Annotated in this window: 18 protein-coding genes; 13 read left to right on the top strand and 5 right to left on the bottom strand. The window is 72.7% G+C overall.

The window, feature by feature from the left end; genetic code table 11:
- The first annotated feature begins 113 nt into the window (after positions 1 to 113).
- The 4 genes from ACH41F_RS06245 to ACH41F_RS06230 all read left to right on the top strand — a co-directional run bounded on the left by ACH41F_RS06245 (position 114) and on the right by ACH41F_RS06230 (position 3,972).
- A complete protein-coding gene (locus ACH41F_RS06245; RefSeq protein WP_398833402.1) occupies positions 114 to 722 on the top strand; it encodes a hypothetical protein in 609 nt (202 codons plus the stop codon).
- A 351-nt stretch (positions 723 to 1,073) separates the two neighbouring features.
- Entirely contained in the window at positions 1,074 to 1,775 is a 702-nt protein-coding gene (locus ACH41F_RS06240) for a hypothetical protein (RefSeq protein WP_398833400.1), read from the top strand.
- Positions 1,772 to 2,560: a serine/threonine protein kinase gene (locus ACH41F_RS06235; RefSeq protein ID WP_391232109.1), complete on the top strand. Its 789-nt coding sequence runs from the start codon at positions 1,772 to 1,774 to the stop codon at positions 2,558 to 2,560. The genes ACH41F_RS06240 and ACH41F_RS06235 overlap by 4 nt, the downstream gene beginning before the upstream one ends.
- Positions 2,557 to 3,972, top strand: a complete 1,416-nt coding sequence (locus ACH41F_RS06230; protein ID WP_391232110.1) for a protein kinase — start codon at positions 2,557 to 2,559, stop codon at positions 3,970 to 3,972. The genes ACH41F_RS06235 and ACH41F_RS06230 overlap by 4 nt, the downstream gene beginning before the upstream one ends.
- Positions 3,973 to 4,011: 39 nt before the next feature.
- Here the strand turns inward: ACH41F_RS06230 and ACH41F_RS06225 are convergent, their stop codons facing one another.
- Positions 4,012 to 4,863, bottom strand: a complete 852-nt coding sequence (locus ACH41F_RS06225; RefSeq protein WP_391232111.1) for a peptidoglycan DD-metalloendopeptidase family protein — start codon at positions 4,861 to 4,863, stop codon at positions 4,012 to 4,014.
- A gap of 127 nt (positions 4,864 to 4,990) precedes the next feature.
- Positions 4,991 to 6,355 carry an NADP-specific glutamate dehydrogenase gene (gdhA, locus tag ACH41F_RS06220; RefSeq protein ID WP_398833397.1) on the bottom strand — a complete coding sequence of 455 codons (1,365 nt, stop codon included), beginning with the start codon at positions 6,353 to 6,355 and terminating at the stop codon, positions 4,991 to 4,993.
- A 233-nt stretch (positions 6,356 to 6,588) separates the two neighbouring features.
- Between gdhA and ACH41F_RS06215 the strand changes: the two genes are divergently transcribed.
- A complete protein-coding gene (locus ACH41F_RS06215) occupies positions 6,589 to 8,253 on the top strand; it encodes an NlpC/P60 family protein (protein WP_398833395.1) in 1,665 nt (554 codons plus the stop codon).
- Positions 8,254 to 8,427: 174 nt separating this feature from the next.
- Here the strand turns inward: ACH41F_RS06215 and ACH41F_RS06210 are convergent, their stop codons facing one another.
- Positions 8,428 to 9,051: a DJ-1/PfpI family protein gene (locus ACH41F_RS06210; RefSeq protein WP_391232115.1), complete on the bottom strand. Its 624-nt coding sequence runs from the start codon at positions 9,049 to 9,051 to the stop codon at positions 8,428 to 8,430.
- 87 nt (positions 9,052 to 9,138) lie between these two features.
- On the opposite strand from ACH41F_RS06210, the gene ACH41F_RS06205 reads away from it, so the two are divergent.
- Positions 9,139 to 10,476 (top strand): aminotransferase class I/II-fold pyridoxal phosphate-dependent enzyme, encoded by a 1,338-nt coding sequence (locus tag ACH41F_RS06205; RefSeq protein ID WP_391232116.1) that lies wholly within the window; start codon positions 9,139 to 9,141, stop codon positions 10,474 to 10,476.
- Here ACH41F_RS06205 and ACH41F_RS06200 read toward each other — a convergent pair.
- A complete protein-coding gene (locus ACH41F_RS06200; protein WP_398833392.1) occupies positions 10,467 to 12,791 on the bottom strand; it encodes an FdhF/YdeP family oxidoreductase in 2,325 nt (774 codons plus the stop codon). The genes ACH41F_RS06205 and ACH41F_RS06200 overlap by 10 nt on opposite strands.
- 35 nt (positions 12,792 to 12,826) lie before the next feature.
- Positions 12,827 to 13,447 (bottom strand): SRPBCC family protein, encoded by a 621-nt coding sequence (locus tag ACH41F_RS06195; protein WP_398833390.1) that lies wholly within the window; start codon positions 13,445 to 13,447, stop codon positions 12,827 to 12,829.
- Between the two features lie 216 nt (positions 13,448 to 13,663).
- On the opposite strand from ACH41F_RS06195, the gene ACH41F_RS06190 reads away from it, so the two are divergent.
- From ACH41F_RS06190 to ACH41F_RS06160, 7 genes are all read left to right on the top strand, one after another.
- Positions 13,664 to 14,164, top strand: a complete 501-nt coding sequence (locus ACH41F_RS06190) for an SRPBCC family protein (protein ID WP_391232119.1) — start codon at positions 13,664 to 13,666, stop codon at positions 14,162 to 14,164.
- Positions 14,157 to 15,776 carry a phytoene desaturase family protein gene (locus ACH41F_RS06185; protein WP_398833387.1) on the top strand — a complete coding sequence of 540 codons (1,620 nt, stop codon included), beginning with the start codon at positions 14,157 to 14,159 and terminating at the stop codon, positions 15,774 to 15,776. The genes ACH41F_RS06190 and ACH41F_RS06185 overlap by 8 nt, the downstream gene beginning before the upstream one ends.
- Before the next feature lie 51 nt (positions 15,777 to 15,827).
- Positions 15,828 to 16,289, top strand: a complete 462-nt coding sequence (locus tag ACH41F_RS06180) for a hypothetical protein (RefSeq protein WP_391232121.1) — start codon at positions 15,828 to 15,830, stop codon at positions 16,287 to 16,289.
- A 72-nt stretch (positions 16,290 to 16,361) separates the two neighbouring features.
- Positions 16,362 to 17,243, top strand: a complete 882-nt coding sequence (locus ACH41F_RS06175) for a short-chain dehydrogenase/reductase (protein WP_391232122.1) — start codon at positions 16,362 to 16,364, stop codon at positions 17,241 to 17,243.
- A 31-nt stretch (positions 17,244 to 17,274) separates the two neighbouring features.
- Entirely contained in the window at positions 17,275 to 17,397 is a 123-nt protein-coding gene (locus tag ACH41F_RS06170; protein ID WP_391232123.1) for a hypothetical protein, read from the top strand.
- An 11-nt stretch (positions 17,398 to 17,408) separates the two neighbouring features.
- Positions 17,409 to 17,885, top strand: coding sequence for an MSMEG_6728 family protein (locus ACH41F_RS06165; protein ID WP_391232124.1), 477 nt, complete (start codon positions 17,409 to 17,411; stop codon positions 17,883 to 17,885).
- Positions 17,879 to 18,745: an oxygenase MpaB family protein gene (locus ACH41F_RS06160; RefSeq protein ID WP_398833382.1), complete on the top strand. Its 867-nt coding sequence runs from the start codon at positions 17,879 to 17,881 to the stop codon at positions 18,743 to 18,745. The genes ACH41F_RS06165 and ACH41F_RS06160 overlap by 7 nt, the downstream gene beginning before the upstream one ends.

Raw genomic sequence — 18,745 nt, 5'->3', positions numbered from 1 at the left:
CGACGACGGTGACCTGTGGCCCGCGATCTCCCCGTTGCGCACCTGCCCCCGCCGGGCGACGGCCTCCTACGGTGACGGCCCTGACCCACCGTCCGAGCAACCGGAGTGTCCTCATGTCCTCACCCGTCGCCTCGTCGGCGTTCCGCCTCGACGCCCTGTGCGGGATCCTGTCCGGCCTGCTGATCGCGCTGCCCGCGCTGGTGGAGACGTTCACCGGCGAGACCTCCGCGACCAGCGTCGCCTTCGCCCTCGCGCCCGCCTTCGCCGTGCCGCTCCTGACCGGACTGCACCGGCGCCAAGGGCCGGTCGGCGGCCGCTTCGGCGAGATCGCGCGCACCGTCAACCTGATCGGCCTCGGCCTGTTCGGCGGCGCCGCCTACGCCGCGAACCTCGTGCTGTTCCACTTCGACGACAAGGTCGTCGAGGAGACCCTGACCGGCCCCACCGTGCCCGTGCTCCTCGGCTCCGCGGCCGTCTTCGCCGTGGGATGCGCCCTGTTCGGGACGGCGATGATCCGCGCACGGGTGTTCCCGAGGGTGCCGTCGTGGGGGTACGCCGTCGTCCTGCCCCTGTTCGCGTTCCTGACCGGCCTCGCGGACTCCGTGTTCACCAGCGCCCTGCACCTCGTGGTCGGCGTCGTCCTGCTGTGGCTGTCCGGCGCGCTGTGGCGGACGACCCAGGACGCCGGCTCCCGTACGGTCCCGCGACGGGCTGCCGTCTGAGGCGGTCCTGGTCCGGCCCCTTGCTCCCGGGTGGCGTACGCCACCCGGGAGTTCGCCGTGTCGAGGTGGTCGCACCCCGTCACCCGGCCCGTGCAACCCGGGCCGGGTGCGCGTGGTGTTACTGACAGGAACTCATGTGCGCCACGACCAGCGCACGCAGGGAAAGGAAACGGGGTGATCCGGGGTGTGTGTGATGACCGGCCCGCTGTCCGTCGCCGCACGAAGAGACGCGGCAGGGCACCCGGCAGGAGAACCGGGCGCCGGCCGGAAGGGGGACGACGCCGAGACCGCACCGCACGGTCCACCCGTGCCGCCACGACGGCGTACGAACACGGGGGAGACGTGCCGCTCATGAGGACCGAGGCAGCGCCGCAGCAGCCACCCCCCGAACTCTGGCTGGTGCTGGAGGAGGCCGCACGGGACTGCGCCCCCACGGTGTTCCCGCGTGACCGGATCAGGCGCCGCGCCACGCTCGTCAAGCGGCGCCGCAGACTGCTGACCGGCACCCTGGCCGTCGCCCTGCTGGCCCCGCTGACCGGAAGACTGGTCCTGCCATCAGGACCGGACCACTCGCACACCGGTACCCAGCCGCCGACATCCGCCTCCCCCGAGTCCGCTCACGGCCGCTCACCGGTACGCGTCGTGCGCCCCGGGGAGCGAGTCGAGGCGGGACTGGGCGTCTGGTACACGCTGGAGGAGCGCGCGTACTGCGACGCGAACCCGGACGAACAGAAGCCCACCTGTGAACGGGAGTTGGACGTCGAGCAGTCGGCCGCCGCACCGATGACCTTCCACGCGCACCGCCGCCCGCGGGGGGTGGTGTACGTCCTCGCGTACACCGGCCGGACGCCCGCCGCCCGGATCACCAAGACGGAGCACGACCGCACCACCGATCTGCCCATCGTGCGGCTGGCCGGCCGGCCCACCTACGTGAGCACCCACGCCGTCGGCGCACCACGGCCCGACGACACCGACGAGAACCCGCTCGGCGACTGCGTCTTTCGCGTGTACGACGCCGACGGCAAGGAACTGGCCAGGACGGGGGGACGATGAGCGGCGTACTGATCCATCTGCCGCAGGAACCGGCAACGACGGTACGGCTGGGCGCGGGTGAGGCGGCCCGCTTCGGCCGGGGCTCCGACACGGTGCCCGTGGAACTGCGGCTGACCGACCCGGCGGTGTCCCGGCTGGCCGGGGAGATCCGGGTGAGCGGCGACCACTGGCTGCTCAGCAACTTCAGCTCCACGCAGAGCTATCTGGTGGAGAACCCGGAGGGCGCCGGGGAGTACCTGAGGGTGCCGCCCCGCCGGGTCGGGGTGCCCATCCCGTTCGAGTTCGCGCGGGTCGTGCTGCCCACACGGGGTTCCGGGGTGAGTTTCCAGGTCTTCGCCCCCGACCACGTCTACCTCGATCCGGAGGGCGCGGACGAGGGCCGGCGGGGCACGCGGACCCTGACCGCCTACTCGCTGGACGAGACCGCCACGTACTTCCTCGTGCTGGTCGCCCTGTGCGAGCCCCGGCTGCGCGACGAGTCGGCGCTCGCGGTGCCGACCACGCCCGAGATCGTCGAACGGCTCCGCGCGCACCCGCAGTGCGCGCAGCTGACGACGCGTGCGGTGAGCGCCCAGATCGACTACCTCGCCGAGGAGAAACTCCGCATCCAGGCGCCTGCCGCCGCGGGCGAGGCCGTCCGGGGCGGCCGCCGCAACGGCAAGCGGGAGGCGCTCGTCGCCGTCGCGCTGCGCTTCGGTCTGGTCGGCGAGGGGCATCTGCGGTACCTGCCGGCGCGCCCGGCGGCCGGGCCCGGCGGGGTACGGACAGGGGTGGTGTGCCGATGAGCGGGGCGGGGGAGCGGATCCCGCGCGGGTACCGGGTCGGTGACTGGGAGGTCGTCGAGCCCATCGCGGACGGCGGCTGGGGTTGGGTCTACGCGGGCCGGAGCATGCGCGAGGCGGACGCCGACACCGCCGTCGCGCTGAAGTTCCTGCCCACGGCGGGCCTTTCGCCCTGGCAGGCCCGGGGGCTGGTGGACAGCGCCCGACGAGAGCGCGAGTTCGGGCGTCGGACCAGCCATCCCCGGCTGATCCGGCTGATCGACTCCGTCGTGCTGGAGGACGCGGACCACCCCGAACTCGACGGTGCCGTGGTGCTCGTGATGGAGCGCGCCGAGCGCAACCTGCGGCAACTCCTGGAGGAGGAAGGAGAGGTGCCGACGGCTACGGGGGAGCGGATTCTGACGGAGATCTGCGAGGGGCTGGCGCATCTGCACAGCGAGGGGTGGGTGCACGGCGACCTCAAGCCCGACAACGTCCTGCTGATGGCGGACGGTTCGGTCCGTCTGTCGGACTTCGGCCTGTCCGGGCAACTGGACGACGCGCGCGGTACGCACGCGTGGATCCCGCCCCTGGGCACCCCGGACTACCTGCCGCCCGAACGCTGGAAGGCCCCGCTCGGCGAGCGAGGCGTCCAGGCCCGCCCGAGCGGTGACATCTGGGCCCTGGGCATCATGATCCACCAGGTGTTCACCGGCGGCGCCTCGCCCTTTCCGGGGGGCACGGCCGGGGGACGGGGCGCGGCGGCGCAGGAGTACGCCGCCGGACGGGCACCGCTGCGCCTGCATGTCTCCGTACCGGCGTCATGGCGCGACCTGGTCGGCGACTGCCTGGCGCCCACCCACGACCTGCGCGTCGCGCACACCGCCGACAGCCTGCTGACCCGCATGCGGGCGGCTGCCCAAGCCGGTGGCGGCGCGAGCGCGACCTCGGGCGTCCGGCGCTCCCTGCGGCGCCTGGGGCTCGTGGCGGCGGCCGCCGCGACCGTGGGCACGGCAGCCGCCCTGTGGTCCTACGTCGGGTCGGACGAGGAGGTGGACGGCGCGGTCGGCGGCACCACGGCACACTCGGAGAAGCTCCCCGACCCCACCCCGGCCGCCGCGCACGTCACGGTGTTCAACGTGGAGAAATTCTGCCGCGACCGGACGGCCGCACGCGACCCCATGTGCAGTCTGGGTCTGGCCGTCGATCCGCTCGAGCCGTACACCATCGGCAACGTGGTACCCACCCGCGTGTGGCACGGAGACGTGCTCCCCGTGGAGTGCCGACTGCGCCAGGGGGTCCCGGTCACCGACGAGGTGGGGACCCGGTCCGGCGAGTGGTACCGGGTCCGCCTGCCGGACGGTGCCACGCAGCCCACCGCGTGGCTTCCGGTCATCCGCACCAAGGACCGTCCCACGGTGCCCGAGTGCGGATGAACTCCCCTGATCCGGCCGGGAGTTGATCCTCCGGCCGGATCAGCAGAGGCGGATGTCCCGGCCGTCGTTGTCCCTGGCCTCGTCGTTGCCCCACCTCTCCAGGTAGTAGGCGGAGACCCAGGCCCGGGCCTTGCCGCCCGGTGCCACCACATCGAGGTCGGTCAGCAGCCACCAGTGGTTGTGCGAGGTGCTGTTGCCCACCGTGGAGCCCTTCTTCTTGCACAGGACGTAGTTGGTGCCCTTGAGCAGCGTGCCCTGGGGTGCGCACCGCGGGGTGGTGTCGCCCACGCAGTCCACGTCGGGATAGCCGGTGGCGTCGGCGAAGGTGTCCACCCAGAACCGCTCCGGCTCACCGCTCCCGCAGGCGTTGGTGCTGGTGACCTGGGGGAAGGGGCCGTTGGGGCTCAGCCGGTACTCGGTCCCCTGGATGACGGGGTGGACCATCTCGTCCGTCTCGCCGTCGTTGTCGCCGTTGGTGTCGTAGAGCTGCTCGTAGTGCAGATGGGCCGAGTCCGTGCCGACCAGGCCGAGCCGCCCGAGCCGGTCACCGGCGGCGACGCGCTGCCCGAGCTGGACGTCGATGCCCTCCATGTGCAGATACACGGTGAACCAGCCGTTGCCGTGGTTGATCTCGACACCGCCAGGCGCGAAGCGCTCGGTGACCGTGCCGGCGGCGGAGGCGACGACCGTCGAACCGAGGGTGGTGCCCCCGACCCGGTACATGTCGAGCTTCTTGTCGTCGGGCGCGTGGCCCAGATACGTCTGCAACTGCCAGGTCTGTCCGCACGCGAACGGCAGTCTGAAGTCCGGCCGTGCCGCGGGCGCCGCCGACGCGGCCGACGCGCTCACGCACAGTCCCGCCGTCATCAGCAGCGCCGCCAGCACTGCCATCCAGCCCGGTCTTCCGCCAAGCCACAACCTCACGGGCCCTCGCCCTCCTTGTCGACGGTGTTCCGGAGCGACACTGCCGCATCGGGGCCGGGAAGGGACCCCGGGACGTTACGGGGGCGGGGAGGTGTCAGACCACGCCGAGGTCGAGCGTGGTGTCGGCCACCTTGACGAATCCGGCGATGTTCGCGCCGACGACGTAGTTGCCCGGCACCCCGTAGGTCTCCGCGGTCTCGCGGCACGTGGTGTGGATGTCGGCCATGATGGCCGCGAGCCGCCGGTCGGTGTCCTCGAAGGTCCACGCGTCGCGGGTGGCGTTCTGCCGCATCTCCAGTGCCGAGGTGGCCACACCGCCCGCGTTGACCGCCTTGCCCGGGCCGAACGCGACCCCGGCCTCCTGTAACAGCCGTACGGCCTGCGGCGTGGTGGGCATGTTGGCTCCCTCGGCGACCGCGACGACGCCGCCCGCCACCAGGGTGCGTGCCGCGTTCTCGTCGAGCTCGTTCTGCGTGGCGCACGGCAGCGCGACCGAGCACGGAACGTCCCAGACGGACCCGCCCTCGACATACCGGGCCCGGGTCACGGTCCGGGCGTACTCCTTGATCCGGGCCCGGCGAACTCCCTTGATCTCCCTGACCAGTTCGACGTCGATGCCGGCCGTGTCGACCACGTAGCCGTCGGAGTCGGACATCGCGACGACCGTCGCGCCGAGTTCCCGCGCCTTCCGGGCGGCGTGAACGGCCACGTTGCCGGAGCCGGAGACGACGACCCGCCTGCCCTCCAGGTCCTGGCCACGCGCGGCGAGCATCTCGGCGACGAAGTACACCGTGCCGTACCCGGTGGCCTCGGTGCGGACGTGGGAGCCGCCCCAGTTCAGGCCCTTGCCGGTGAGGACGCCGGACTCGTAGCGGTTGGTGATGCGCTTGTACTGGCCGAACAGATAGCCGATCTCCCGGGTGCCCACGCCGATGTCACCGGCCGGGACGTCGGTGTGTTCGCCGAGGTGGCGGTGGAGTTCGGTCATGAACGACTGGCAGAACCGCATGATCTCGCCGTCGGAGCGGCCCTTGGGGTCGAAGTCGGCGCCGCCCTTGCCGCCGCCGAGGCCCAGTCCGGTGAGCGCGTTCTTGAAGATCTGCTCGAAGCCGAGGAACTTCACGATGCCCAGGTTCACCGACGGGTGGAAGCGCAGACCGCCCTTGTACGGTCCGAGCGCGGAGTTGAACTCCACCCGGAAGCCCCGGTTGACCTGCACGTGCCCGGCGTCGTCCACCCACGGCACGCGGAAGAGCAGCTGCCGCTCCGGCTCGCACAGTCGCTCAAGGACCCGGTGGCGCAGGTACTCCGGGCGCCGAGTGAGCACGGGTTCGAGGGACTCCAGGACCTCACGCGCCGCCTGATGGAACTCGGACTGCGCCGGATCCCGGGCCAGGACGTCCGCGTAGACGGCGGCGGTCAGACGCAGCTCGGTGGACGGCGTGCGCTGGACGGTCATGACGTACCTCCTTGTACGACGTTGCAGGCGGAGGTACGGAAGATCGCCGACCGGACACTCAGCGGGCCGTCGAGTCCCTGGGGGAAGGGACGAAGGTCACAGAAGCGTATCGGGCATATGACCCTTCAATCTTCACGGAAGGCACACAAGTTGGCTAAGTTGACTGTCACCTGCACGACTTCCTCCGATCAACAGGTTGTCTCGTGCGCTTTCGTACGGAAGGAGTCTGTTCCATGTCGCCGGAACCCCTGCTCTCGCAGTCCGCGGATGCCGCGCCGACACGTGAGGGCGAGGCGCCTAGCCGTGAAGAGGTCCTCCGGCGGATCAACAGCCTCTACGACCGGGCCGAGAGCGACACGGGAACCTTCAACGCGACCCGCGCGGCCTCCATCCCCCGCCGGCGGGGCACCTCCGGCGATGTCCGGGCCCAGAGTGTGGCCGACTCCGAGCTCTCGGCCCTGACCCGGCGCTGGTTCGACATGGCCCGCGCCAAGCTGGGCCCGACCGTGGCGGTGCCTCAGCCGTCCGGGCGGATGCCGTCCCGTGCGCCGCAGTTGGCGCGCCCCGCGCGGGCCGAGGTCCGTCCCGCACGCGTTGAGGAGCGCCCCGGGCAGGCCCTTGCCCTCGAAGCGTCCACGTCGGCGTCGGCTCCGGCAGCATGGGACACCGGCGCGTCAACTCCCGCGGTACCCACCGCATCTGCGCCTGAGCTGACCAGCTGGCCTGTCCCGGAGTCGGCCACCGGGACCCTGCCGCAGCAGGCCACCGGACCTGATTCGCCGCTCGCGGCACCCGACGCCGGGCTGGACGAGGGTGCTTGGCGCACTGGTGAGCAGCCGGTTGTCGGTGAGGGTGCGTGGCGTACCGGTGAACTGCCAGTCGTCGACGAGAGTGTGCGGCGTACCGGTGAACTGCCGGTGGTCGACCAGAACATGTGGCGTACCGGCGAACTGCCGGTCATCGCAGAGAACCCGGCCCCGTGGGAGCGACCCGAGACCGCCGCGACTCAGGCGCCGTCCGAGCCGTCGGCCGTGACACCGCGGACCGGCGGCTACGAGCCCGGGATCGCCGCGGACGGAGCGGCGACGTACGGCGTGGGGAGGGTGATGAGCCCGCCGGCCGCGTACGCCGCCGGCCAGTGGGCGGAGCCGATGCCTCCCCACGCCGCCGGCCTGCCCTCGGATGCGGCCACGACGACGTACGGAGCCGGCCTGCCCGCGATTCCCGCCCCCTCCGGCATCACCCCCGAGTTCACCGAATTCGTCCCGGCGGCCCCGGCGTTCACTAATCCGGCTCCCTCCGGCACCACCCCCGAGTTCACCGAATTCGTCCCCACGGCCCCGGCGTTCACCGCTCCGGCCCCCGCCTTCACCGCCCCGCCGGCCCTCCCTGAACCGGCCGTCGCGACGGCCTTCGCTCCCGCCGCGTCGACATGGGCTGCCGCTCCGGCGGCACCGGTCGCGGGGGCGGAGTCCCTCGGCGTCGTCCCGATGCCCGCCTCGTTCGTCGCGGGCGGGGCAGCGACGGACGCCGGTCGCAGCACCAAGGCCGAGCGGGTGATCGCCTTCGCCCGGGACCAGATCGGCCGACCGTGTGTGAAGGGAGCGGTCGGACCGGGTTCTTACGACGCCCCCGGTCTCGCCCAGGCCGCGTGGAGGACCGCCGGGGTCACCCTCCCGCGAACCGTCCAGGCCCAGGCGGAATGCGGGATGCCGGTCGCCCTCGCCGACGTCCAGATAGGTGACCTGGTCTTCTTCCACGACGATCTCGACCATGTGGGCATCTGGGCCGGGAACGGCATGATGATCCACGCCCCCGGCCCGGGAGCACAGATCCGCGAGGAGTCGGTGTTCTTCGCCGGGCAGGCGGCCATCAAGGGCGCGGTCCGCCCGGCCTGAACTCCGCTGCCGGGCGCACCCGTTGCCGGACGCGCCCGCTGCCATGCGCACCCGCAGCCGGGCGCACCCGTTGCCGGGCGCACCCGCAGCCGGGCGCACCCGTTGCCGGGCGCGCTCCCCTCGCACGGGCCGACGGCGCCGCCGGTACACCGGTCGGCCGCCCCCGGGGTCGCCTCAGACGAGCGCCGGAGTCGCGGCGGGCAGGTACGGGGAGATGTTGCGCCACGCCCGCTCGACGTACTCCTCCTTCTCGCCGACCGGCGCGACATAGTGCAGGGCGTCCTCGGCGGCGTCGTGGTCCTTGAGGCGGGCGATGATCCAGGCGGCGAGGTAGTGCGAGGCCAGGCAGCCGCCGGCGGTGGCGATGGTGCCCTTGGCGTGGAAGGGCTGGTTGAGCACCTCGACGCCGGCGGCGACGACCCAGGGCTTGGTGGTCAGGTCGGTGCAGGCGGGGATGCCGTCGAGCAGGCCGAGCCGCGCCAGTACGAGCGCGCCGGAGCACTGCGCGGCGATGAGCTGGCGCGAGGGGTCCAGACCGCGCAGCACATTCATGATCGCCGCGTCCTCGACGACCTCGCGTGTGGCGATGCCGCTGCCGACGACGACCGCGTCGGCGGCGCACGCCTCCTCCAGCGTCGACATCTGTTCGATGACCACCCCGTTCATCGAGGTCACCCTGGGGGTGGGGGTGGCGATGGTGACGCGCCAGTCGTCGGACCTGACGCGGTTGAGCACGCCGAGCGCGATCAGGGAGTCGAGCTCGTTGTAGCCCTCGAAGGTGAGGATCGCGATGTGCATGGCGGCTGTCCTTCCGGGTCGGTGGAGGGTGACGCTAGGGACCCGAGAACAGGACAGTCAAAGAATTGTCATGGATACAATCCGCGCATGGCTGCCCCACGGTACAAAGCCCTGGTCGACGCGCTCGCCTCCGACATCCGGACCGGCCGCCTGGCCGCGGGCGAGCGACTGCCGACCCACCGCGGCCTCGCGGCCCGTGAGGGCATCGCCGTGGTGACCGCGACCCGGGTGTACGCCGAGCTGGCGGCGATGGGCCTGGTGAGCCGGGAGCAGGGCCGCGGCACGTTCGTGCGTGACCTCGCGGTGCCCGCCGGCCACGGCATCGATCTCCAGGTCGTGGCCACGGACGCGGTCGACCTCAACTTCAACTACCCGTCGCTGCCCGGCCAGGCCGACCTGCTGCGCCAGGCGCTGCGTGAGGTGGCCACCTCCGGTGAGCTGGAGACACTGCTGCGCTACCAGCCGCATCGCGGGCGGGCCCAGGACAGAGCCACCGCCGCACGCCACCTGAGGCGCCGGGGGATCACCGCTGACCCGGACCAGGTCCTCATCGTCAACGGCGCGCAACACGGCCTGGCCGTCACCGTCATGGCGGCGCTCGACGCCGGCGACGTCGTCGCGGTCGACGCGCTCACCTATCCGGGTTTCAAGGTGCTCGCGCAGGCGTTCCACCTCGACCTACAGCCCTTGCCCAGCACCGCCGACGGACCGGATCTCGACGCCTTGGAGCGGCTGTGCGCGACCCGCCCGGTGCGCGCGATCTACGTCATGCCGACCTTGCACAACCCGCTGGGATGGGTCATGCCGTCATCCCACCGCGCGCGTCTGATCGAGATCGCCCGACGGCACGGCCCGCTCGTCATCGAGGACGGCGCCTACGCCTACCTGGTCGAGGACCCGCCCGCCCCACTGGCCGCGAGCGCGCCGGACGTCACCGTCCATGTCTCGGGGCTGTCCAAGAGCGTCGCCACCGGCCTGCGGGTGGGTTTCGTCGTCGCCCCGCCGTCCCTCGTGCCCGCGCTGGAACGCGCGATCAGGGCGACCACCTGGAACACCCCCGCGCTCACCACCGCGATCGCCTGCCGCTGGCTGGACGACGGCACGGTGGACCAACTGGAAGCGCGGAAACGGCAGGACGCCCGGGCCCGCCAGGCGGTGGCCAGGCAGGAGCTGGCGGGGCTGCCCCTGGTCGGTCACCCCTCCTCGTACTTCACCTGGCTGACGCTGCCCGAGGACGCCCGCGCCGACCGTCTGACCGCCACCCTCGCGCGCCGCCACATCTCGGTGAGCACGGCCGAGCCGTTCACCACGACCCCTCACACCCCTCAGGCGCTGCGCCTGGCCCTGGGCTCGACCGATCTGACCACTCTCCGGTCGACACTGCGCACCGTGCGGCAGGTCGCCGTCGAGGACGCCTACACCTGAGGCCCGGGCCCTGGGGGAGTCGTCCCGTCGCCGACGGGTTCGAGCCGGACCACGATCCCCTTCGACGTGGGCTGGTTGCTGATGTCGGCGACGCTGTGCAGGGGCACCAGGACGTTGGTCTCCGGGTAGTAGGCGGCGGCGGAGCCCCGGGCGGTCGGGTAGGGGACGACCGTGAAGCCCTCGGCCCGGCGTTCGGTGCCGTCCGCCCAGACGCTCACGAGGTCGACACGGTCGCCCTCGGCGAGGCCGAGGCCCGGGAGATCGGCGGGGTTGGCGAGGACTACGTGGCGGCTGCCGTGGATGCCGCGATAGCGGTCGTCGAGGGTGTAGGGGACGGTGTTCCACTGGTCGTGCGAGCGCAGCGTCTGCAACAACAGATGGCCTTCGGGTGCCGTGGGCACCACCGGCTCGTTGCAGGTGAACCGCGCCCTGCCGACCGCGGTGCGGAACACGCCCTCGTTGACGGGGTTCGGCAGCTGGAAGCCGCCGGGACGTGACACCCGCGCGGTGAAGTCGTGGAAGCCCGGCACGATACGGGAGATGCGCTCGCGAATGGTGTCGTAGTCGCCCTCGAAGTCGGCCCAGGGGATGTCCGCGCGGCCGTCTAGGGTGCGGCGCGCGAGCCGGCACAGGATGGCGACCTCGCTGAGCAGCAGCGGGGAGGCGGGTTCCAGGCGCCCTTGGGAGGTGTGGACCTCGCTCATGGAGTTCTCCACCGTGACGAACTGCTCGCCCGAGGACTGCACGTCCCGTTCGGTGCGGCCGAGGGTCGGCAGGATCAGTGCCGTGTCACCGCACACGGTGTGCGAGCGGTTGAGCTTGGTGGAGATGTGGGCGGTCAGCCGGCACGAGCGCATGGCCTCCTCGGTGACCGCGCTGTCGGGAGCGGCCCGTACGAAGTTGCCGGCCAGGGCGAGGAACACTTTGACGCGCCCTTCGCGCATCGCCTTGATCGAGTTCACCGAGTCGAGTCCGTGCGGGCGCGGCGGGTCGAAGCCGAACTCCTTCTGGAGCGCGTCCAGGAACGCGTCCGGCATCTGCTCCCAGATGCCCATGGTGCGGTCGCCCTGGACGTTGCTGTGCCCGCGCACGGGGCAGGCGCCTGCGCCGGCCCGCCCGAGGTTGCCGCGCAGCAGCAGGAAGTTGACGATCTCGCGGACGGTGGGCACGCCGTGCTTGTGCTGGGTGATGCCCATCGCCCAGCAGACGATGACCCGTTGACTGGCCAGGACGTCCTCGTGGACCTTCTCGATCTCCTCGCGGGTCAGGCCGGTCGCCGCGCGCACGTCGTCCCAGTCGACCGTGCGGGCGTGCTGGGCGAACTCCTCGAAGCCGGCCGTGTGGGCGTCGATGAAGTCGTGGTCCAGGACGGTGCCGGGGCGGGCGTCCTCGGCCTCCAGCAGCAGGAGGTTGAGGGCCTGGAACAGGGCGAGGTCGCCGCCGGGCTTGATGTGCAGGAAGCGGTCGGCGATCTGGGTGCCGCGTCCGAGGACACCTTGCGGCTTCTGCGGGTTCTTGAACCGCCGCAGCCCGGCCTCCGGCAGCGGGTTGACCGCGACGATCCGGGCGCCGTTGCGCTTGGCCTCCTCCAGCGCGGAGAGCTGGCGCGGGTGGTTCGACCCGGGGTTCTGCCCGACAAGGAAGATCAGGTCGGCGTGGTGGAGGTCGTCGAGGCTGACGGTGCCCTTGCCGGTGCCGAGCGTCTCGCTCAGCGCGAATCCGCTCGACTCGTGGCACATGTTGCTGCAGTCGGGCAGGTTGTTGGTGCCGAAGGCGCGGGCGAAGAGCTGGAGGACGAACGCGGCCTCGTTGCCGGCCCGGCCCGAGGTGTAGAAGACGGCCTCGTCGGGGGAGGCGAGCGTGGTGAGCTCGTCGGCGAGCACGCCCAGGGCGTCGTTCCAGCCGATGGGTTCGTAGTGGTCGGAGCCCGGCCGCTTGATCATCGGTTCGGTGAGCCGGCCCTGCTGGTTGAGCCACATGTCGGAGCGCCCGGCCAGGTCCGAGACGCTGTGCTCGCGGAAGAAGTCGGCGGTGATCCGGCGGGTCGTGGCCTCGTCGTTGATGTGCTTGGCGCCGTTCTCGCAGTACTCGTTGCGATGGCGCTGCCCGGGGGCCGGGTCCGCCCAGGCGCAGCCGGGGCAGTCGATCCCGCCCACCTGGTTCATGGTCAGCAGGTCCACCCCGGCCCTGCGCGGCGAGGTCTGCTGGAGGGAGTACTCCAGGGCGTGCGCGACCGCGGGGAGTCCCGCTGCCCACTTCTTCGGCGGTGTCACGGAGAGGGCCGTCTCCGGCTCCTCGCCGGGCGGGTTCTGCATCGCTTCGCCTTTCTCTCGCCGTGCCGGTACGCGGGTCAGCCGACGGGCCACTGGGCCACGCGGCTCCGGGGCGGTTCCGGATGGTCGTGCTGCACTCGCCCGTTGCGGATGGTGCCGCGCCAGGCCCCGCTCTCCCGCCCCAGTCCCTCGATGAAGATCTTGAAGTTCGTCAGCTCCCGGTGCACCAGCCGCGCGGTCACGCGGGTGACCTTGGAGGAGCGGGCGAGTGCCTTCGCCGCACCGTGCGGTTCGAGCAGCATCCGGACCGTGAGGGCGGTGCCACCCGTCCCGGTCGGCCGGAACTCCACCTCGCCCTGGTGGGAGGGGTGCCGTTCCAGGGCGCGCCAGGCCAGGTAGGCGTCGGGGTCCTGCTCCACGATCTCCATCTCGAAGCGGTGCCGCAGCGGCCCGTAGCCGAGGGTCCAGGCGACCACGGTGGGCCTGACCTGTTCGACGCGGCGCACCGCGCTCATGAACCGGGGAAAGCTCTGGAACTGCGTCCACTGGTTGTACGCCGTACGGACCGGCACCGCGATCTCGACGGTCTCCTCGACGTGCTGCTCGCGCAGGGGCCGCCGGCGCGTGACGCCGCCGCTGCCGGGACGCGTCCCCGGTGCGTCGGGGGCGGCCTGCCGCAAGTCGTCTTCGCGCGCCATGGTGGCCTCTCCTCCGGTGGGGGAACCGGGCGGCCCGGGCTTCGGGGGCCGGGCTGCCCACGTCCGTCAGGGCTTCCTTCCCGGTTCCCCCGATCGCGCGCTTCGAGTCACCCGGTGGACGGCTCATCGTCAGCGGTGCCGGTTGGACCCGTCCCGTGCGGGCACTCGGGGCGCGGTCGACGGGCCGCCCGGGCCGGACCACTCCTTGGAGGCATCGTGGCCGTACGTCATCGTCTGATCCGAGTCGCCCCGAGCGCCGTCTGGGATGTCCTCGCCGACGGCCACCGCTACGCCGAATGGGTGGTCGGGACCGCGCGATCCGAGCCGGTCCGCGGGAAGTGGCCGCAGACGGACGCGGCGATCCGCTTCGAGGTCCGCCTGGGCCCGGCCCGGCTAGTCAACGAGACGGTCGTGCGTCGCTGCGAGGAGGGCGCCGCCCTGGAGCTGGAGGCCCATGCCGGCGCCCTGGGCACGGCACGCATCGCGATCGAACTGCGCCCCTGGGGCGAGCAGTGCCTGGTGATCGTGGACGAGCACCCGCTCCAGGGCGCGGGCGGACGCCTGCACAACGTCGGCTTCGAGGCACTGATCCAGCTGCGGCACCGCACCATGCTCGCCAGGCTGGCCCGGCTGTGCGAGACCGAGGCGGGGGTCACCGACCAGAAGCCGCGCCCCACCGGGGTGGCGACCGGTGCGGAGGCGCCCGGCCATGCCTGACGCCGTGGTCATCGGAGCGGGCCCCAACGGCCTGGTGGCCGCCAACATGCTCGCCGACGCCGGCTGGAGCGTGGAGGTGCTGGAGGAACAGCCGGAGCCGGGCGGCGCGGTGCGCCACGACCGCGGCGTCGATCCCGCCTTCGTCAGCGACCTCTTCAGCGCCTTCTACCCGCTCGCCGCGGCCTCCCCGGCCCTGACCGCACTCGGCCTCGACGCGTACGGGCTGCGGTGGACCCACGCCCCCAGCGTGCTCGCCCACCCCCTCAGCGACGGCAGCTGCGCCGTCCTCGACCGCGACATCGACACCACCGCCGCCTCCCTGGACGCCTTCGCGCCGGGGGACGGGGACGCCTGGCGACGGCTGCACGACATGTGGGAGCACCTGCGGCCGGATCTGCTGGACGCGCTGTTCACCCCCTTCCCGCCCGTCAGAGCGGCGGCCCGGATGGCCTTGCGGCTGCGGGCGGCGGGCGGGCTGCGCACCGCCCGCACCCTGGTGCTGCCGGTACGCCGGCTGGGGCAGGAGGAGTTCCGCGGCCAGGGCGGCGGGCTGCTGCTGGCCGGAAACGCCCTGCACGCCGACCTCGCCCCCGAGGCGGCGGGCAGCGGCGGCTTCGGCTGGCTGATGTCCATGCTGGGACAGACGTACGGCTTTCCCGTCCCCGTCGGTGGCTCCGGCGCCCTGACCGAGGCTCTGACCCGCCGCCTGGAGGCCCACGGCGGGCGAGTGCGCTGCGGGCAGCGCGTCACGGAGGTCGTCGTCCGGGGCGGGCGTGCCGTCGGGGTGCGCACGGCAGGCGGCGACGCGGTGCGGGCGCGCCGCGCGGTGCTGGCCGACGTGTCGGTACCCGCCCTGTACGGCGGCCTCGTCGACCCCGAGCATCTGCCCGCCCAGCTCCAGGACGACCTGCGCAGGTTCCAGTGGGACTTCGCCACCGTCAAGGTCGACTGGGCCCTCGACGGGCCGGTGCCCTGGCAGGCGGAACAAGCGTCCCGCGCCGGTACCGTGCACCTCGCCGACGGGATCGACGAACTCACTCGGTTCGCGGCGCAGATCTCCATGCGGCAGATCCCGGACCGGCCCTTCCTGCTGTTCGGCCAGATGACCACCGCCGACGCCACGCGCTCCCCGGACGGCACCGAATCCGCCTGGGCCTACACCCACGTCCCCCATGAGGTCGTCGCCGACGCGGGGGACGAGGGCATCACCGGGAGCTGGGACACCAAGGACCAGGAACGCATGGCCGACCGGGTGGAACAGCAGGTGGAACGTTTCGCGCCCGGGTTCCGCTCCCTGATCCGGGCGCGGCGCGTCCTGGCACCCCCGACCTTGCAGTCCCTCGACGCCAACCTGCACGGAGGCGCGATCAACGGCGGTACGACCGCCCTGCACCAGCAGCTCGTCTTCCGTCCCCTGCCGGGCACCGGACGCCCGGAGACGCCCGTCCCCGGGCTCTTCCTGGCCTCGTCCGGCGCTCACCCCGGTGGCGGCGTGCACGGCGCGCCCGGGGCCAACGCCGCACGGGCCGCCCTGCACCGCCATCGGCCACCCGGTCTGGCCCGCGCCCAGCGCGCGCTGACCCGCCGCGACCGCACGGGCACCCGACGTTGAACGGCACCACCGCGACGAGGCCCGGGCGGGCGTCCCCGCGAAGGAGGAGACATGGATGACCACCAGGAGACCCCCGACGGACCCGACCCGCGCCACCAGCGCCCGGCCGACGTCGACGGCAGGCTGGTGGAAGCCCTCGGCGCACTGTCCAAGGCGCTGGAGACGACCGAACGTGCCAGAGGCCGGTTGTACGACTTCCATCAGCTGACCGGGACCGCGGACCTGGAGCTGGACCGCGCTGTCCGGCTGCTGCACGACGCCGGCCACCCCGAGTGGGCCGAGAAGGTCCGCTCGGAGATCCTCGGGCGCAACGTCATCCCCGGCCACTGGACGTTCCAGATCATCGAGGCCTACAACGCCACCTACTACGAACCCTTCCACCACCTGGAGGCCAGCGCGGTGCGGGAGCTCGCCCAGGGCCGCGACCACCTGTACGAGGCGGAGATGAAGGAGGCGCGCCGCACCCGCGGCCACCCCGACCACTCCGCGCGCCCGCCGTCCCGCGGGACGTAAGACGCATCCGAGCGCCACTTCCGCGCCGAAGTGGTGGTCAGGACGCGCAGCCCACGGAAGGGAGGTCATCCCGTGCACAGCAGCCCGCTCGCCGGCCGCACGGTCGCCGTCACCGGGGCCGCTCGCGGTCTCGGGGCGGCGATGGCCCGGGACCTCGCCCGTCGCGGCGCCCGGGTCGCGTTGCTCGGCCACGAGAAGACCGCCCTGGAGGAACTGGCCGCCGGCCTGCCGTCACCGGCCCTGGCCATCGAGGTCGACGTCACGGATCCCGCCGCGCTCGCGGCGGCCGCCCGCACGGTACGGACCGGTCTCGGCCGGCCCTCGGCGGTGGTGGCCAACGCGGGCATCGCGGAGGGCGGCCCGTTCCTCGACTCGGATCCGGCCACCTGGCGCCGCGTCATCGACGTCAACCTCACCGGCAGCGCCCAGACGGCCCGCGCCTTCCTGCCCGACCTCATCGACACGGCGGGCTACTTCCTCCAGGTCGCCTCCCTGGCGTCCATCGGAGCAGCCCCCTTGATGAGCGCCTACTGCGCCTCCAAAGCCGGAGCGGAGGCCTTCGCGCACTCCCTGCGGGCGGAGGTGGCACACCGGGGCGTCGCCGTGGGCATCGCCTATCTCAACTGGACCGACACCGACATGATCCGCGACGCCGACCGGTACGCCGTCCTGCGCGAACTACGCACCCACATGCCCGCCCCGGCCCGCACGGTGTACCCGGTGCACACGGTCGCCGCCCGCCTGGTCGACGGCATGGAGCGGCGCCGCACGACCGTGTACGCGCCGGGTTGGCTGCGGCTGACCCAGCCGGTGCGCGCGGCCCTGCCGCCCGTCGTGCTGCGGGTGGCGCGTCGGGCACTGCCCCGCATGGAGGCCGAGCAGTCCCTCGAGCACACCGGACCGCTGGGCGCGGGTGGCCTGGCCGACCGCGCGGTGGGCGAGCCGTACGCCTGACGCCCCACACGAGAAGGACACAGGTACCGCGATGACGAACAAGGCGAGGAACACGACCGTCGACGCCCTGCCCGGTGATCGGCAGCACGAGGTGCGCGGCGCGCGGTCCGGCGGCACGGCCGTCCACAGACCGTCCGCGCCGCGCGGGAAGTGAGCCGGCCACCCATGCAGACCTTCCTGCCCCACCCCGACTTCCGGCAGACGGCCCTGCTGCTGGACCGGCGACGGCTCGGCAAGCAGCGGGTCGAGGCACTCCAGGTCCTGCGCGGCCTGACGGTGCCCGGCTACGGCTGGCGTCGGCATCCGGCGGTACGGATGTGGGCGGGGTACGAGGAGGCACTCGTCCGGTACGGCCTGGAGATCTGCCGGGTCTGGCGCGAACAGGGGCACCAGGACAGCTGCGCGGCCTCGCTGGTCGCCGGGTGGGCCGAGTCGCGGCCCGGCGCCCACATCCGCGACCAGGCGGAACTGACCGCCGCCGGCGAACTGCCGCCCTGGCACGGCGACGACGCCTTCCACGAAAGCCACCGCTCGGCGCTGGTCCGCAAGGCCCCCGAGGTGTACGCCGAGCTGTTCCCCGGTGTACCCGACGACCTGCCTTACGTGTGGCCCGCGTCCGACAGGGAGGGGCTGCCGTGCTGACGACGGTGCGCGAACAGCTGGGCCAGGCCCTGTTCCGGCGGGTCGCGGGACCCGACGGACCGGCGAACCGCGCGCGCATCCACGGCACCCCCGGGCCCCGCTGGTTCGCGCAGGACCGCCCCATCCGCACGGTCCACGGCGACGCCTCGATGTTCATCGGCGGCCTCAGCGCACTGCTCCTGCAGTCCCTGCATCCGCTCGCCATGGCGGCGGTGGCCGGACACTCCGGGTTCCGCGGCGACCCCTGGGGCCGCCTCCAGCGCACCAGCACCTTCCTGGCCGTGACGACGTACGGCCCCGCCGCCGACGCCCAGCGCGCCGTGGACCATGTCCGCGACATCCACGACCACATCCGCGGGACGACCGCCGAGGGCGTGCCGTACCACGCGGCCGACCCGCACCTGCTGACCTGGGTGCACATCGCCGAGACGGACAGCTTCCTGCGCGCCCACGAACGCTACGGGGCCCACCGGCTGGAGCCGGCCGCCTACGACGCCTATGTGGCCGACACCGCGCGCGTCGCCGAGGCCCTGGGCGTCACCGACCCGCCACGCGACCGCCGTGAACTGTCCGAGCGGCTGGCCGCCTACCGCCCCGAACTGCGCGCCACCCCGGAGGCCCGCTCCACGGCCCGGTACCTCCTCCTACGGCCCCCCATCCCGCTCGCGGTACGCCCCTTCTACGGCGGCCTGGCCGCCAACGCCGTCGCGCTGCTGCCGCCTTGGGCGCGCGGCATGCTCTGGCTGCCCCGACTGCCCCTGGTGGAGAGCGTCGCCGTACGCCCCACCGGCCAGGTGCTGACGCGGACCATCCGCTGGGCCATGAACCCACCGACGAGGGCACCGCACCCGAGCGACTGA

The organism is Streptomyces sp. NPDC020489 (assembly GCF_044386545.1).
Classification (GTDB): domain Bacteria; phylum Actinomycetota; class Actinomycetes; order Streptomycetales; family Streptomycetaceae; genus Streptomyces.
Note: the sequence above shows the minus strand (reverse complement) of the source record. Positions and strands in the feature narration are given on the sequence as shown.